The sequence below is a fragment of the Amycolatopsis dendrobii genome, assembly GCF_014145675.1.
Classification (GTDB): Bacteria; Actinomycetota; Actinomycetes; order Mycobacteriales; family Pseudonocardiaceae; genus Amycolatopsis; species Amycolatopsis dendrobii.
Map to the genome: position 1 here is coordinate 245843 of NZ_JACGZW010000001.1, position 14249 is coordinate 260091.

Here is a 14249-nt window from a genome sequence, read left to right on the forward strand (position 1 = left end):
CGGACTAAGTCTCCTGATCGGGCAAGGAGAGGAAGCGGGTGGGGGAGCATCCCGTGAACGCGCGGAATTCCCGGTTGAGGTGAGGTTGGTCGGCGTAGCCGCAGACGGAAGCGATCTCGGCCGCGCGCGGCGGATCGGGCCGGCACAGCAGCCGCAGGGCGTGGTGGAAGCGGGCGATTCTCGCGACCGCCTTGGGCGTTATCCCGATCTGCGTCCGGAACCGGGCTTCGAAATGCGAGCGGCTCCATCCGACACGGTCGGCCAGGCCCGCGACGGTCAGTCGCCCGTGGGTGGCGTTGAGCAGGTCCCAAGCGGCCTGGACGGGCGAGGCGAGCCGCCGGTCCGGGTCGAGCCAGCCGAGCAGCCGTCGATCGAGCAGCGCGAAGCGGGCCGACCAGGTCGGGGCGTGCGCGAGTTCGTCGACGAGACGCGCTGCCCGAGGGCCGAGCAGTTCGGCGAACCCAGCGTAGGCGGGCAGTTCCCGGAGCGGAAGGCCGAGCAGGGCGTGGGCGCCGAGCGGGGTGAGCCCCACGACCATGCCGTGGTCTGTTCCGGTCTGTTCGAACACCAGCGGGCCGGTGCGCAGGCCGACGACCGGGGACGGGGGTTCGCGGTGCGCTCCGGCTCCGTTCGCCGCGAGCATCCGGCGGTCCAGGTTCTCGAAGTCGATGATCAGCTTGATCCCGTCGATGGGCGCGATCCGCCGCACGACCGTCCGAGCGCCGGAGTAATGCGACCCGGCGTAGCCGAGCACATGAGCCGATAGCCGCGGATCGGGGCGGCAGGCGAGGCTCTGGCCGAGACCGGTCTCTCCCTCGCACCGGGACAGTCCTCCGGCCCACCGGTCCATGCCTTCCCCCTCGGCTGACGCCGCCCCTGCCTCGCGCGGCAAGGCCTCGGGTTCACGGTAGCGAGATCGCGGCGTACTCCGGAAGACCGTGCATTTGTCCAAGACCGCGGCCGCCGCGCCGTTCCATCCTGGATCCGCCGACGCTGTTTCGGTGCTTGCGAGGGGGGATTCGGTGCTCCGAACGAGGAGTCCGGACAGAGGGGGGGAGGTGAACGAAGATGCGCAAGGCGCTGCTGTCGGTGGCGGTCTTGATGGGCATTGCCCGCCAGGACCGGCTCACGGCTCCCTACATCTACTACTGACGGACGAGACCGGGGCCGCCCGCCCGGCAGGCGGACGGCCCCGGTTCCTGGCAGGAGGACACCGCATGCCTGGCCCGCCTCCGGGTCCCGCCGGCGACCGGATCGCCGGGAATCTGGCCGCCTTCACCGCCGACCCGCTGGGCTTTCTCGCCCGCTGCTCCAGGGAGCACGGCGACGTGGTCTCGATCGGCTCCCGCAACGTGCTGCTGACCGCGCCGGACGACGTCGAACGCGTGCTCGTCGACCGGGCGGGGGAGTTCGCCAAGTCCAGTCCCCGGACGCGCCGGCGCGCCCGGAAACAGGGCTTTCCGCGGGCGACGATGAACAGCGACGGCGCGGTGTGGCGGAGCAAGCGCGCCCGCCTCGGCCCGGTGTTCGCTCGCGGGCTGGTGGTTCTCGCCGCCGAGACAGCCGGTGCGGAAGCACGCCGAATCGCCTGGCCGGAGGGCGCCGAGTTCGACCCGGCTCCGGCAGCGGCTCGGCTGGCGCTGCGATCAATCACGTTCCTGCTGTTCGGGGCCGCGGCGAGCGACCGGGACGCGGACGCAGTCGGCAGGCTGGTGCACGAAATCATGGACCTGTCGGTTTCCCCTTATGTCCTGCCCAGTTGGGTGCCGACGCCGGGTGCACTGCGAATGCGGCGGGCGTTGCGCGACGTCAGCGAGGTCGTCGCCAAGGCCCGCCGGGGCGACGCGCCCGTGCTGAGCGCGTTGGCCGGCGCCGACGACGACGAGATGCGCGACGAACTCGCGACGCTGGTGCTTTCCGGTTATGAGACAACGAAAAACGCGATCCTCTGGACCCTGCATCTGCTGGCCGCGCACCCGGAAGCCGCCGACCGGGCCGCTGCGGCGGATTCCTTCGCGGATGCTGTCGTGCGCGAGGCGATGCGGTTGTACCCGCCTGCTTGGCTGACCAGCCGCGAGACGCTGCGGGACGTGGAGCTGGGCGGCTTCGCCGTGCCCGCCGACACCACGGTGTCGGTCAGCCAGTGGGTGACCCATCGCGACCCCCGCTGGTACCCGGAGCCGCACGAGTTCCGGCCGGAGCGGTGGCTGACCGGAGCCGACCGCCCGCGCGGGGCCTACTTCCCGTTCGGGCTGGGGCCGCGGGCGTGCATCGGCGCGGCGCTCGCGACTGCCGAGGCGGTGGCCGCGGTGACGTGCCTGTGCGCGCGGTTCCGCCTTCTGCCAGGCGACGCTGTCGTGCGGCCGCGTCCCGCCCTCTCGTTGCAGCCGGAGGGCTTGCGCCTGCGGGTGGCGGTCCGGTGACGGGGCCGCGCTCGATCGCCGCGCTGTCCGGCAGGGCGTCCTGATGCGGCTCTTGGTCACCGCGTGCCCCGCTGCCAGCCATTTCCGGCCGCTGGTGCCGTTCGCTCGCGCGGCCCGCGCCGCCGGGCACGACGTGCTGGTCGCGATCGGCGGCGGGTATGCCGCACAAGCGAGCGCCTGCGGGCTGCCCGTGCACCCGGTAGGCGGCGACGTCAGCCTGCTGTCCGTTCCCGGCGGCCCCGGCCGTTCCGGCTGGGCCAGAATGCTCGAGCTGGCCGAACGCACCGCGCCCGACTTGCTCGCGCTCGCCCGGACCTGGCGGCCGGACGCCGTGGTGCGCACCCCGCCGGAGTTCGCCGGCGCGCTGGCCGCGCGAGCGATCGGCGCGAGGCTGCTGGAGCACTCGTTCGGCCTGGTCATGCCCCGCGCCCGGCTGCTCGCCGCCGAGCGTGAACTCGCCGCGCTGTCCGAAATCCACGGCGTCCGTCCCCGGCTGCCCGAACCGGACGCGCTGATCGACCTGTGCCCGCCGTCGGCGCGCCCCGCCCGCTTGCCCGCGGGGATTCCGCTGCGCTTCCAGCCCTGCCGCGGAGAACCGGCGGCCGGACCGCGGGAAGCCGATCTTTGCCTGACGCTGGGCACGATCCTGCCCAGGCTGGGCCGCACCGAGGTCGTGCCGCCCGTGCTGGCCGCGGCACGAGACCTCGGTCTGCGCACGGTGATCCTCGGCATGGCTGTGCCCGGAACGCTTTCCCTGGAATGGGCTCCGCTGGACACCGTCCGGTGCCGGGTGCTGGCACACCACGGCGGGTCGGGCACGACGTTCAGCGCGCTGGCGGCCGGTGTGCCGCAACTGGTCATGCCACACCTGACCGACCAGCCGGACAACGCCGCGTTGGTGGAATCCGCCGGGGCGGGCATGGCGCTGGAACCTTCGCGAGTCACCCGTACCTCGGCGCGCGAAGCCCTCGCCCGGTTGCTGTCCCCGGGCGCGGCCGCGGCGGCGGGCAGACTGCGCGCGGAAATCTCCGCGATGCCCTCGCCCGCCGACGTCGTCCGCGATCTCCTCGGTTGAAACTCGCGGTCCCTAACCGGCCCGCAGCCCGGCGAGGGCGAACTCGAATACCCGCTCCCGCTGGGCCTCGTCGACGTATTCGACCGCCGTGATCCCGGAAATCATGCGCAGGACGTCGTCGATCGACGATTCCGGCCGTGCGGCCCCCGCCTCCTGCGCGCGCACCAGCAGCGGACCGCCTGCCTCGCGCATCGCCCTGCGGCAGGCCTGGAAGCCGTCGGTGGTGCGGTTGAGCGATTCGGCGAAGGCCAGCTTCGTGCCGATGTACTCGACGAAACGCCGGAGCCACGCCGCGAACGCGTCCCACGGTTCGAGGTCTGCGACGTCGCCCGCGGCCCGGCACAGCGCCTCGACCGCCTCGCGGTTCACCTCTTCGACCAGGTCCTCGCGGGTGGGGAAGTTCCGGTAGAGCGTCGCGATGCTCACCCCGGCCCGGCGCGCCACGTCCTCCAGCGAGGTCTGCGCCCGCTGCTCCTCGAAGGCCTCCCGGGCGGCCGCGACCAGCGCGTCGAAGTTGCGCCGCGCGTCGGCGCGCTTGGGCCGCCTGCTCGGCAGTTCCGGTTCCATCCCGTCTCCCGCGTTTGACAACCGTAGGAGACCTACGGTTAAAGTGTAGGGGTACTTTCACTTCTCATCGTACGTGCTTCGCGCACGGAAGGGCGGAGAACATGTCCGCGGAAACCATCGCGCTGGTCACCGGAGCGAACAAGGGCGTCGGCCTCGCCACCGCCCGCCAGCTGGCCGAACGCGGCCTGACCGTGCTGCTCGGGTCGCGCGACGCCGAGAGGGGAGCGAGCGCCGCGAAGGAGCTCGCCGAGGACGGCCTCTCCGTGCGGCCAGTACGCATCGACATCACCGACGACGCTTCAGTCAACGACGCCGCCGCATTGGTAGAGCGGGACTACGGACGGCTCGACGTGCTGGTCAACAACGCGGGCATGCTCATCCGCAAACCGGCGGTGGAGGTCACGGCCGACGACATGCGCCCGGAGTTCGAGACCAACGTTTTCGGGCTCGTGCGGGTGATCCACGCGATGCTGCCCCTGTTGCGACGTTCGCGTTCGGCCCGGATCGTGAACGTCGCGAGCGATTCGGCGATGTTCGCCAAGACCACCGAAAAGGGCTCGATGTTCGCGCGGTCGCACGAGTCCTTCGCGTACTCCGCGACCAAGACCGCGGTGAACATGCTGACGGTCAAGTACGCCAACGCGTTCCTCGACGATCCGGAGCTCGCGCACATCAAGATCAACTCGGTGACTCCCGGCTATGTGGCGACGGACTTGAACAACTTCAACGGTGTCCGCACCACCGAGGAAGGCGCGCGGGCGTCGGTGCACTGGGCAACGGCGGGCGCCGAAACAGGCGGCTTCTTCGACGACGAGGGCCGGGTGGCCTGGTAGGTCCCGGGACCGCTCCCGCCGCGTCCTGGCACGGTCGGCGCCGATGACCGCCTTGCCGGTCGAGTCCACTCAGGAGCGGAGCATGTCGTGTCAGGACACCGTCGGCGCAGTTCACCGCAGGACAGCCGTGCACCGCGCGGAATGCGCTTCCTCGCCGCGATCGGGTTGTGCGTGCTGACAGCTTGCGGTTCGACGCCACCCGCACCGCGGCCGAGCTCCAGCAGCCCGGTGGGCGCCCCGCCGCCGTCGGCGTCCTCCTCCGCGCCCGCACCGGAGGAGTCCGGCCCGATGCCGCCTCCCGTCAAAGCGGACCGGAAATACCTGCCGAGCTGGATGCGAGGCATGGCCGGCGACCCGGACGACATGGCGGCGAAAGCCCATGCCGCGCTGGGCATGGCCGGGGTGCAAAGCGACCTGGTCCGGCACGGGATGCGGGCTCTGCAGGAACTGCCGTACTTCCCGCAGCGAGTGGTCCGGCAGTGCACCGCGCTCAACGCACGCCTCCCCGACCCCGACGGCGAGGCGGTGCAGAGTTTCAGCACTCCGCGACACCCGGTGAGCAGGGCCGAGGGCGCGCGGATCAACGAGGTCATCCGCAGGGCCTGCGCCTGACGTCCGGAAGCGAGGCGGCTCAGGCGGATGCTGCGCATCGACGGCGGCTGAGCCTCGCCGCTCGCGCCGCTGACATCGCCGGCCCGGTCGGAGGTCGCCGCTGACTCGCTTGCCTGGCAAGGGAAACGGCTTCTCCTCGCACGAGCTGCGCTCCGGGCCGTCCCGCCTATGCGAAGAGCTTCGTGAGCCGATCGAGCTCGCCGGCGAACTTCCCGACGTCAAGCGGGTCGCCCCACCCGGGCGCCTCCTGGACGAGGAGGTCGTCGCCGTCCCCATAGGCGAAGTCCGCCCAACCGCCGGTGAAGAGCACGATGCTTCCCCGCTGCGGGCCTTTGGCGAGCTCGACGCCGATCGAGTCAGCGTCGACGACCGCCGCGCGGCCGGTCTTGAACGGGTGCGGCCATTCCTCGCCCCGATCCCGCCAGGTCGTCTCGCCCGCGGCGATGCCGAGACCCTGCCAGACACCGCGCCGCCGGTCGATCTCCCGCACGGCTGCGTCCAGGTCGACGACGTTGTCCACGGAGGGAGTCTGGCAGCGGTGGCGGGCGGAGCGCACCTGGTTTCGCGGAGCGCGCTCACAGGTGCTTGCCGAAGAACTCGGCCAGCTTCTCCGCCGCCGCGCCGACCGCCGCCGGCCGGTCGTAAAGGTCTACATGGGACGCTCCGGGGACCCGGAACATCTCCTTCGGGCCGGTCGCCCGCTGGAACGCCTCGATGCTCATCCACGCGGTCTCGGCGCGGTCGCCCACGATCGTCAGCAGCGGCCGCGGGCCGAGCAGGGAGAGCGGCGCGAACGCGTCGAAGAACGCGAGCCGGTCGATGCTGTTCCAAGTCAGCGTCTTGGCGGAGCGGGGGTGCGCGCCGCGCGGGGTGCGGTAGTACTCCCAGCCCTCGTAGGCGTGCTGGCCCGCGGCACGGGCTTCCAGTTCGTTCGCCGCGAAGACCGGCAGGCCGCCGGGAGCGGTGCGGGAAGCGGTCAGCATCGCGTCGAACACCGCCGGGTCCTGGGTTCCGTCGGCGCCAAGGCGCAGCTGGCGGGACACGTCGGCGGCGCTGACCGTGGCGACGGCGCGCACTCGGCGGTCGGTGGACGCGGCGGTCAGCGAGTAGCCGCCGGACGCGCAGATGCCGAGCAAACCGATCCGGGCGGGGTCGATGTCCTCGCGTCCGGTCAGGTAGCTGACGGCGGCTTTGAAGTCTTCGACTCGTTGAGCGGGGTCTTCGAGTCCGCGCGGCAGGCCTTCGCTTTCGCCCTGGTAAGCGGCGTCGAAGGCGAGGGCGGCGTAGCCGTGGGCGGCCATCAGCTCGGCGTACGAGCCCGCGGTCTGCTCCTTGACGCCGGTGCCCGGGTGCCCGACGACCAGCGCGGGACGCGGGCCGGGGGCGTCCGGGAGATAGAGGTGGGCGGCGATGCGGAGGTTGTTGCTGGGGAAGGAGACGTCGTTTCGCATGCCTCCAGCTTCGGCGCGGTCCAGAGCCGCGACCAGGGACAGTGCTGCCTATGCGGCCCAGTACCAGGCACGCGGTCCGGCCGCCCGGCACACTGGTGGCATGGCAAGCGAACTGGGCGACTTCCTGCGCGCCCGCCGGGCGGCGCTCGACCCGCGGCAGGCCGGGTACCCGGACGACGGACGGCGGCGGCGCGTCCCCGGGTTGCGCCGCGAGGAACTGGCTCAGCTCGCCCACCTCAGCATCGACTACGTCGTGCGGCTCGAACAGGGCCGCACGAACCGCGTTTCCCGGTCGGTGCTCGACGCGCTCGCCGATGCCCTAAAACTGGCGCCGGACGAACGCGCGTACCTCTTCACGGTCGCCGACGTCGCGCCGGTCTCGCCGCGGCCTGCTGTCCGGCCCGAGGTCGCGCCCCGGCTGCGGCAGTTGCTGGACACGATGCGCGACGTTCCGGCGATGGTGCTGCACCGCCGGATGGACGTGCTGGCCTGGAACCGCGGGAGCGCCGCGTTGCTCACCGATTTCGGGAAATTGCCGGCGGCAGAAAGGAATCTGATCCGGCTGACCTTTGCGGACGAATCGTTCCGGTCGCTGTACGCGGACTGGCCGCGGGCCGCGCGCGAGTGCGTTTCGGTGCTGCGGATGGAAGCCGGCCGGACGCCGGACGATCCGGCGTTGAGCGCGCTGGTCGGCGAGCTGAGCGTGCTGGACCCGGATTTCCGGCGGTGGTGGGCGGATCACCGGGTGCGCGGGCCGCGAGCGCTGTCGAAGGTCTATCGGCATCCGGTGGCCGGGAAGCTCGAACTCGACGTTCAGCAGTTCACCGTGGACACTCATCCGGAGCAGCTGCTGGTGGTCTATACCGCGGAACCGGGTTCGCCGAGCGCCTGTCGCCTTCGGCAACTGTGGTGACGGAATCCTGACCCGCGGCACGGCTGCGCCGAAGGGGCGGGACGTTTCGCGGAAGAACCAGCGCAGCGGGTGAACCGGGCGCGTGCGCACTGGACGAGGAGGACTTGTCGTCTTCTCCCGAACTGGCTTTCTCCGCCATTCCCGGGCTGCGGGGGTGCGCGCTCTGAATCGGGAAACCAGACCATCGCCGTCGAGGCCAGCCTGAACGGCAAGATCAAGGCGGTGCACACCTCGCCGGCGGCACCGCCGGTCGGTGTTCTCGGGGTGGACCTGCCGATCACGATGACGCCCTCGAACGCGTACAACGTTTTGACCGCCGCGGGCATCGTCCAGCCGTTCCAGTACATCCTGCTCCACAAGCCCTTGACGCCGCCGCCGTGGCATCGCCGGTACCGCTTCTCCGCCACGAGCCCGGGCGGCTGCGGCTACTCGGTGAGTCTTGAAGACGGCGGAATCCAGGCGCATCCTTGTATTTGACGCTGTATTTGACGATCTGCGAACAACGGCGCGGGCCGGGAGCCGAGCGCTCCCGGCCCGCGCGGAGCAGGTGAACGGCCGGTGGGATCCACCGGAAACGCGGTGTAACGGCAAGCAGTCCTGCCGCGACCTTTCGGCAGAGACCAAGCCGCTGCCGAAAGAAGCACATGCCTGCCGCCGAGCGAACTCATCCGGTTGCCGAACAGGCGGGTGCCGGGGCGGTCATGGTGCTTGCGGCACAACGGTTCGCGTCGCCGCTCCCGCCGGATGCAGAGCCGGAGCCCGGGCAGCAGGCGTGGGAGGACTTGCCCTTCGTCACCGCATTGCTGCCGCGGCTGCACCAGGCTTATCGAAAGCTCGCGTACGACGTGGAAATAGTCGAGAACCCCGTCCGGCGGACTGTTCTGGAGAAATGGGACGACGCGGTGACGAAGGGATTTCGCATCGTCCACGTCATTTCGCACGGTGCGACGTCGCTCGCGGACGCGGTGCGGTCACGATCGGCGGAAGACAGCGAGCAGTTGTGTTTCGTGCCCTCCTGCGGGCAGACGGGCAACGGGACCGACGTGGTCCAGTGGGTTCGCACCGCGCACCGGCGAGCCGAGCCGATGCTGTTCGTCGTCGATCTCTGCCGGGCCGGCCGCGCGGCCCGGATCGCGCAGCTGGCCCAGGTTCCCGACGACGAGCTGAACGCCTGGGTGGTCGCGGCGACCAGCCCCGCGGAACCCGCCTACGACGGCACATTCAGCGAGATCGTGGGAGAGGTGCTCGAACAGATCGCGGCGAACGGCCTCGACACCGACCCGTCGATCGAATTCGTCCGCTGGGACCGCCTGGTGTTCGTGATCCAGCAGCGCTTGACCGCGGCGGGCAGCACGCAGCGGATCCACGCCACGAAGATCGACCCGTCCCAGCCGCCTCCGGAACTGCCGTTCTTCCGCAACCCGAACTGGGTGTCCGACGAGCGCCGGGCGCGGGTGCAGGCGATCACGCCGCCGGTCCGGCCGTTCGTCGCCGATCTCGGTGCGGACCATTTCATCGACCGCGTCGGCGACCACTTCGTCGGGAGGCGGCAGCAGCTGGGCGATCTCGCCCCGTGGCTGGACGATGTGACCGTCGGCGGCTTGAAGGTGGTGACCGGTGCGCCGGGGGCGGGCAAATCGGCTTTGCTCGGCGCGCTGGCGTGCGCGGGCCACCCCGAGATCGTCGCCGCGGTGCCGGACGTCCGGGCTTGCCTCGCCGCGCAGTGTCCTGAGGGCACCCCGTCCGCGAACGACGGGTTGGCGGCCATTCACGCCCGCGGGCGCGATCTCGACGCCGTTCTCGTCTCGCTGGCGGCGCAGTGGCGTCTCGACCCGGGCGAGGGCGCGCTGTCCGCGCGGGCGCTCGTCGCCGCTGTCCTGGACCTTGAAACGGTGCCTGCTCTGGTGTTCGACGCGCTTGACGAAGCCGACGATCCGGTGCACCTCCTCCGGGAACTCCTGCTTCCGCTGGTTCGGGCCGTCCGGGCGGACGGCGCCCCGGCGTGCCGCTTGCTGGTCGGGACCCGCCGGAGGCCGGACTTCGAACCATTGCTGAAGCAGGCGGGCGCGGCCGGCGCCGTGGTCGATCTCGACGACGTGCCGGAAGCGGAATTGCGCGCGGACCTCGAACAGCATCTTCTCCGCGTCCTGGCCGATCACACCGCTTACCGGGAACCTGCGCGCCGCCACGTGCGCGCCGTCCTGGCCCGCACCGTGGCGCGCACTCTCGCGGAGGATCCGCGGCGGCGTCGCGAGTGGGGACCCTTTCTGGTAGCCCGGATATTCAGCCGGTCGCTGGTGGCGCTCCAGCCGGCGACAGACGCCGTCAGCGCCGCCGTGCTCGGCGCGAGCGCCCCCCGGACGTTGCCCGACGTGCTCGAACTGGACCTTTCGCTGCATCCGGAGAAAGACGCTCTGCGGGCGGCCCTGGCAGCTGTCGCCTGGGCGAAGGGGCAGGGCTTTCCGACCGAGGCGGTCGCCGCGATCGCACCCGCGTTCCATCGTTCGGTCACCGAGGACAACGTCCGGGAGTTGCTGGCCGCCGGCCGCTTCTACCTGCGCACGAGCGTCGAAGCGGACGGATCGGTGCTGTACCGGCTCTTCCACCAGGGGCTGGCCGACTATCTCAAGGCAACGCCATGGGGAAAGGAATCCGGACATGAAGATCCTGGGAGTCCACGGGATCGGGAACTACCGTCCTGATGAGACTCCGGAGAGCGCTTCGGCTTCGCTGTCCCGGATCTGGACGGCTGGTCTCGCCGCCGCCGGGGGCCGGCACGACGTCACCGTGGCGTACTACTCCGACCTCCTGCGGGTGCGCGGCCGCCAGGGAGACGACAGCGACCTCGGCGATCTGACCGCCGTCGAGGAGGAGTTCCTGCGGTGTCTCCTCGAGGGGCAGCCCCTCGAACTGCCGGGGGTGCCGCAGGGCCGGTTGACCGCGTGGCTTCGGGCGATGATTTCGACGCTCGCGTCGAGCCGGGCGTGCAGCGAGCGGTTCGTGGAATGGCTGCTGGTTCGTTTCGCGAAGGAGGCGGTCGCTTATCTTTCGCCCGGCGGGGCCAGGGACGCCGTCCAGGAACGGCTGCGCGCGGCGCTTCAGCGGCATCAGCCCGAGGTCGTGCTCGCCCATTCCCTGGGAACGGTGGCGACCTACGAGATTCTGCACGAGAGCGCGGGGCCGAGCGTGCCGTTGTGGATCACCCTCGGCTCGCCGCTGGCCTTCCCGAAGGCTGTTTTCGAGCGGCTCACGCCCGCGCCGCGAGAAGGGCGGGGGACACGTCCGCACCGGGTCGGCAGGTGGGCCAACCTGGCCGATCCCGGGGATCTCGTCGCGGTTCCGATCGGCGGGGTCTCGCGCTGTTTCGCCGGGGTCGACAGCGACGACCACGACGTCATCCATGCCTGGGACTTCCACAAGGCGGGCAACTACCTGAAGTCCCGCCGCCTGGCCAGGCTGCTGGGATGACCGAAGCCGAAGCGCGCGGGCCGGCCGCCGCGCTGGTCTACGAGCGGCTGCTCGCCTCGATCACCGAGGGAGGGTCGCGAAGATGGGATCTGGCTTCCCCCTATCTGCTGCGCCACGCACCCGAGCACGCGCTCGAAGCGGGAGAATTGGCCGAACTCCTCCAGGACGCCGAGTATCTGGTCCACGGCGCTCCCGGCAGCGTGCAGACCTTCGGCGCCATCCTGGAGACACGGGTCCCCACCGAGACCATGCCGATCTACCGGTCCTCGCTGGCGCGCCATCTGCACTCCGAACCCGAACAACGGCGGCAGATCCTGGCCGTGGACGCGATCCGGCACCGGTCCGGCCGGATCGGCTCGCGGCTGTACAACCCGCCGCTGTTGCCGCCGGTCGGCTGGCAGTGCCGCTGGGCCACCGCCGGAAACATCAGCCTCGCGCTGAAAGCCTCGCTCGTCGGGCACGACGGGCCGATCCGCGCGATCGCCACGGGCTTCGTCGAAGAGACGCCGATCGCGGTCACCGCGGGCGACGACGGGGCCGCGTGCGTGTGGAACCTTTTCGTGGGGGTGCTGCACCGGCGTCTTCGGGGCCATCGGAGGCCGCTGACTTCCGTCGCGGTGGGCGGCCCGGCGTCCTCGCCGCTGGCGATCACCGCGGACACCGGCGGGACGGTGTGCTGCTGGGAACTTCGCACCGGCAAGAAGCGATACCGGCACGCGGGCGCCGCGGCGGTCGGCTGCCTGCTGGTCGACGCCGTCGACGAGAAGCACCTCGCGATTTCCGGCGACGCGGACGGTGCGGTCCGCCTGTGGGATCTCGTCGGCGGAACGCCGCTCGAGGCGGTGCGAGCCGGCGGGCCGGTGACCCGGCTGATCTCCGGCGGCGCGGACGACGCCCCGGTGGCAGTGGCGGTGACCGCGGCCGGGTCCGTGGTGGTCGTCGATCTCATCGCCCGGCGGGCGATCGCCGGATTCGGGACTGCCGCCAGTCCGGTGTCCGCCGCGGAGTGCGCGTTCGTTCGCGAGGAGCCGGTCGTCGTCACGACCCACGAGGACGGCACCGGACACGTGTGGCGTCTCTCCGACGGAGCCCTGACGGCGACGTTGACCGGACGCCCGGGTTGCCTCGAGGTTCTCAGCGTGATCGAAACCGGGCTGGAGACCGTCGCGGTCACCGGCGGCGAGGACGGGGTGCTGCGGCTGTGGAACCTCGCGGACGGCAAGCTCCTGGGCCGGATGACCGGCCGGCACCGGGAGCGGATCACCGCCGTCGCCTGGCATGTCGTCCGGGCGCACCGCTCCCCGCGGTCGGCGCGGCCGAACGAACCGGACCTGGTGCGGCTGCGTCCGCAGACGGACTGGTGGCGGCGAAAAGCCGAGATCCTCGGAGAGCTCGCCGGGCACGTCGTCCTGTCGGGATCCGCCGACGAAACGGTGCAGAGCTGGAGCGCCTCGAACTGCCGGCCGCTGCGGACGTTCTTCGCGCACACGGGCGGCGTGGCCGACATCAAGGTCACCGAACTCTGGGGCGAGCCGATCGCGGTGAGCGGGAGCGAGGACGGCACGGCGAGCCTCTGGGATCTGGAGCACTGGCGGACGCAGGCCGAAGGGGCCAGGCATCCGCAACGGGTCGACGCGGTCGCGGTGCGGCGTGTCGGCGGCCAGACCGTCATCGCCACCGCTTGCGGCGACTCGGTGCTGCGTTTGTTCACGGCCGCGGACGGCAAGCAGATCGGGCACTACACGGTCGGCACCGGGACCGTGGTCGCGGTCGGGCTGGGCGGAACGCGGGACGGCGCGGTCGCGGTGACCGCCACTTCCGACGGAACGGTTGCCGCACGCCTGGTCTCCACCGGCAAAGCGCTGTGGAAGCGCCGCATGCCCGCTTCGGCGCTGGAAGTCGGCGGCTCCGGGCGGAGCGCGACGGTCGCCGCGTTGCACGACGGGCGGATCACGATTCTGAGCCTCCGGAGCGGGCGGGTCCTGCCGAACGCCGTCGGCGACGGGCCGGATCTCCCGGCTGTCACTGCTGTCGCGTTCGGGCTGATCGGCCGGCGAGCCGTGCTCGCGGCCGGCACCGCCGACCGGATGGCCGTCGTCTTCGACCTGGCCACAGGCTCGGCGCTGCATGCCTTAGGCCCGCTCGATTCCGACCTCGTGCACGTCGCGATGACCACGACGCCCGGTCCCTCGCTCTTGGCGACGCAGCAGGCGGACGGCGTGATCAAAGTGTGGGACGCCGCGGCCGCGGAGGCAGTGCTGACGATTCCCTCGTCGGCCGGCGTCGCTTCCCGGCTGCTCTTCGGAACCACCGCCGGCCGCCCGGTGGTGATCGCGGCAGGCAGCCAGAACAGCGCCTGTGTCTGGGACGCGCGGACCGGCGGCGCGGAAGCCGTGCTGTTCGTCCCGGCGGAGGTTCTCGCGGCTTCCGCCGCGGACAACGCGCTCGTCGTCGGATTCGGCCGCGAGCTGGGCCTGTTCACTCCGGTCGACGATCCGGGCCTGCACGACGAGAGCGCGGGGAAGCCGGAAGCCGAACCGGTGCGCCGAAAAAAGCGGAAGCGGTCGGTCGCCGAGTCGGCTGTTCTCGTGGCGCTGGCCCGTTACGGCACTCAGGACATCCATGAGCTGAGACGGCGGCTGCGCAAGCCGCCGAGCACGAACGCGCTTCGGGGAACGCTGCGAAAGCTGTGCGAGCAGGGGTACGTCGAAAGGATCCGGCTGGACGAAGAAAGCAGTCCGCGAGTCAGCTATTACGACCTGCTGCCGGAGGGCAGCGCCGCGGCCGAGCGACTGATCGGCCACGCGGCGATCCGTCCTCGTCCGGGTCAGGGGTCGAAAGGCCGCGGCTGAGAAAACCGAGCTCGCACCTGTGCGGGAAAGGGCACGATGACAAGACCGGACCCGC

At 71.2% G+C, this 14249-nt stretch carries 14 protein-coding genes; 10 read left to right on the forward strand and 4 right to left on the reverse strand.

What is annotated here, in order from left to right:
- Positions 1 to 4: 4 nt before the first annotated feature.
- The gene (locus tag H4281_RS01120) at positions 5 to 850 is read right to left on the reverse strand and encodes a helix-turn-helix domain-containing protein (protein WP_182888965.1); all 846 of its coding nucleotides are present in this window, start codon (positions 848 to 850) and stop codon (positions 5 to 7) included.
- Positions 851 to 1068: 218 nt separating this feature from the next.
- Here H4281_RS01120 and H4281_RS46735 point away from each other — a divergent pair, with 218 nt between their 5' ends.
- The 3 genes from H4281_RS46735 to H4281_RS01130 all read left to right on the forward strand — a co-directional run bounded on the left by H4281_RS46735 (position 1069) and on the right by H4281_RS01130 (position 3498).
- The gene (locus tag H4281_RS46735) at positions 1069 to 1152 is read left to right on the forward strand and encodes a cittilin family RiPP precursor (protein ID WP_220506654.1); all 84 of its coding nucleotides are present in this window, start codon (positions 1069 to 1071) and stop codon (positions 1150 to 1152) included.
- Between the two features lie 65 nt (positions 1153 to 1217).
- Complete coding sequence (locus H4281_RS01125) at positions 1218 to 2423, forward strand: cytochrome P450 (RefSeq protein WP_182888966.1); 1206 nt, start codon at positions 1218 to 1220, stop codon at positions 2421 to 2423.
- 43 nt (positions 2424 to 2466) lie between these two features.
- Positions 2467 to 3498 carry a glycosyltransferase gene (locus H4281_RS01130; protein ID WP_182888967.1) on the forward strand — a complete coding sequence of 344 codons (1032 nt, stop codon included), beginning with the start codon at positions 2467 to 2469 and terminating at the stop codon, positions 3496 to 3498.
- A gap of 12 nt (positions 3499 to 3510) precedes the next feature.
- Here H4281_RS01130 and H4281_RS01135 read toward each other — a convergent pair whose 3' ends face one another.
- Positions 3511 to 4065 carry a TetR/AcrR family transcriptional regulator gene (locus H4281_RS01135; RefSeq protein WP_182888968.1) on the reverse strand — a complete coding sequence of 185 codons (555 nt, stop codon included), beginning with the start codon at positions 4063 to 4065 and terminating at the stop codon, positions 3511 to 3513.
- A gap of 101 nt (positions 4066 to 4166) precedes the next feature.
- Between H4281_RS01135 and H4281_RS01140 the strand changes: the two genes are divergently transcribed.
- A complete protein-coding gene (locus H4281_RS01140) occupies positions 4167 to 4898 on the forward strand; it encodes an SDR family NAD(P)-dependent oxidoreductase (RefSeq protein ID WP_182888969.1) in 732 nt (243 codons plus the stop codon).
- A 288-nt stretch (positions 4899 to 5186) separates the two neighbouring features.
- The gene (locus tag H4281_RS01145) at positions 5187 to 5510 is read left to right on the forward strand and encodes a hypothetical protein (RefSeq protein ID WP_182888970.1); all 324 of its coding nucleotides are present in this window, start codon (positions 5187 to 5189) and stop codon (positions 5508 to 5510) included.
- A 166-nt stretch (positions 5511 to 5676) separates the two neighbouring features.
- Here the strand turns inward: H4281_RS01145 and H4281_RS01150 are convergent, their stop codons facing one another.
- Both H4281_RS01150 and H4281_RS01155 read right to left on the reverse strand, forming a co-directional pair.
- Positions 5677 to 6030 (reverse strand): hypothetical protein, encoded by a 354-nt coding sequence (locus H4281_RS01150; protein ID WP_182888971.1) that lies wholly within the window; start codon positions 6028 to 6030, stop codon positions 5677 to 5679.
- Between the two features lie 55 nt (positions 6031 to 6085).
- A complete protein-coding gene (locus H4281_RS01155; RefSeq protein ID WP_182888972.1) occupies positions 6086 to 6961 on the reverse strand; it encodes an alpha/beta hydrolase in 876 nt (291 codons plus the stop codon).
- Positions 6962 to 7061: 100 nt separating this feature from the next.
- Here H4281_RS01155 and H4281_RS01160 point away from each other — a divergent pair, with 100 nt between their 5' ends.
- From H4281_RS01160 to H4281_RS01180, 5 genes are all read left to right on the forward strand, one after another.
- Complete coding sequence (locus H4281_RS01160; RefSeq protein WP_182888973.1) at positions 7062 to 7874, forward strand: helix-turn-helix transcriptional regulator; 813 nt, start codon at positions 7062 to 7064, stop codon at positions 7872 to 7874.
- 222 nt (positions 7875 to 8096) lie between these two features.
- Positions 8097 to 8351 carry a hypothetical protein gene (locus tag H4281_RS01165; RefSeq protein ID WP_182888974.1) on the forward strand — a complete coding sequence of 85 codons (255 nt, stop codon included), beginning with the start codon at positions 8097 to 8099 and terminating at the stop codon, positions 8349 to 8351.
- A 167-nt stretch (positions 8352 to 8518) separates the two neighbouring features.
- The gene (locus H4281_RS01170; protein WP_182888975.1) at positions 8519 to 10576 is read left to right on the forward strand and encodes an AAA family ATPase; all 2058 of its coding nucleotides are present in this window, start codon (positions 8519 to 8521) and stop codon (positions 10574 to 10576) included.
- Complete coding sequence (locus H4281_RS01175; protein ID WP_182888976.1) at positions 10533 to 11342, forward strand: serine peptidase; 810 nt, start codon at positions 10533 to 10535, stop codon at positions 11340 to 11342. Before H4281_RS01170 ends, H4281_RS01175 begins: the two co-directional genes overlap by 44 nt.
- On the forward strand, positions 11339 to 14194 hold the full coding sequence (locus H4281_RS01180) for a PQQ-binding-like beta-propeller repeat protein (RefSeq protein ID WP_182888977.1): 2856 nt from the start codon (positions 11339 to 11341) through the stop codon (positions 14192 to 14194). Before H4281_RS01175 ends, H4281_RS01180 begins: the two co-directional genes overlap by 4 nt.
- Positions 14195 to 14249 lie beyond the last annotated feature (55 nt).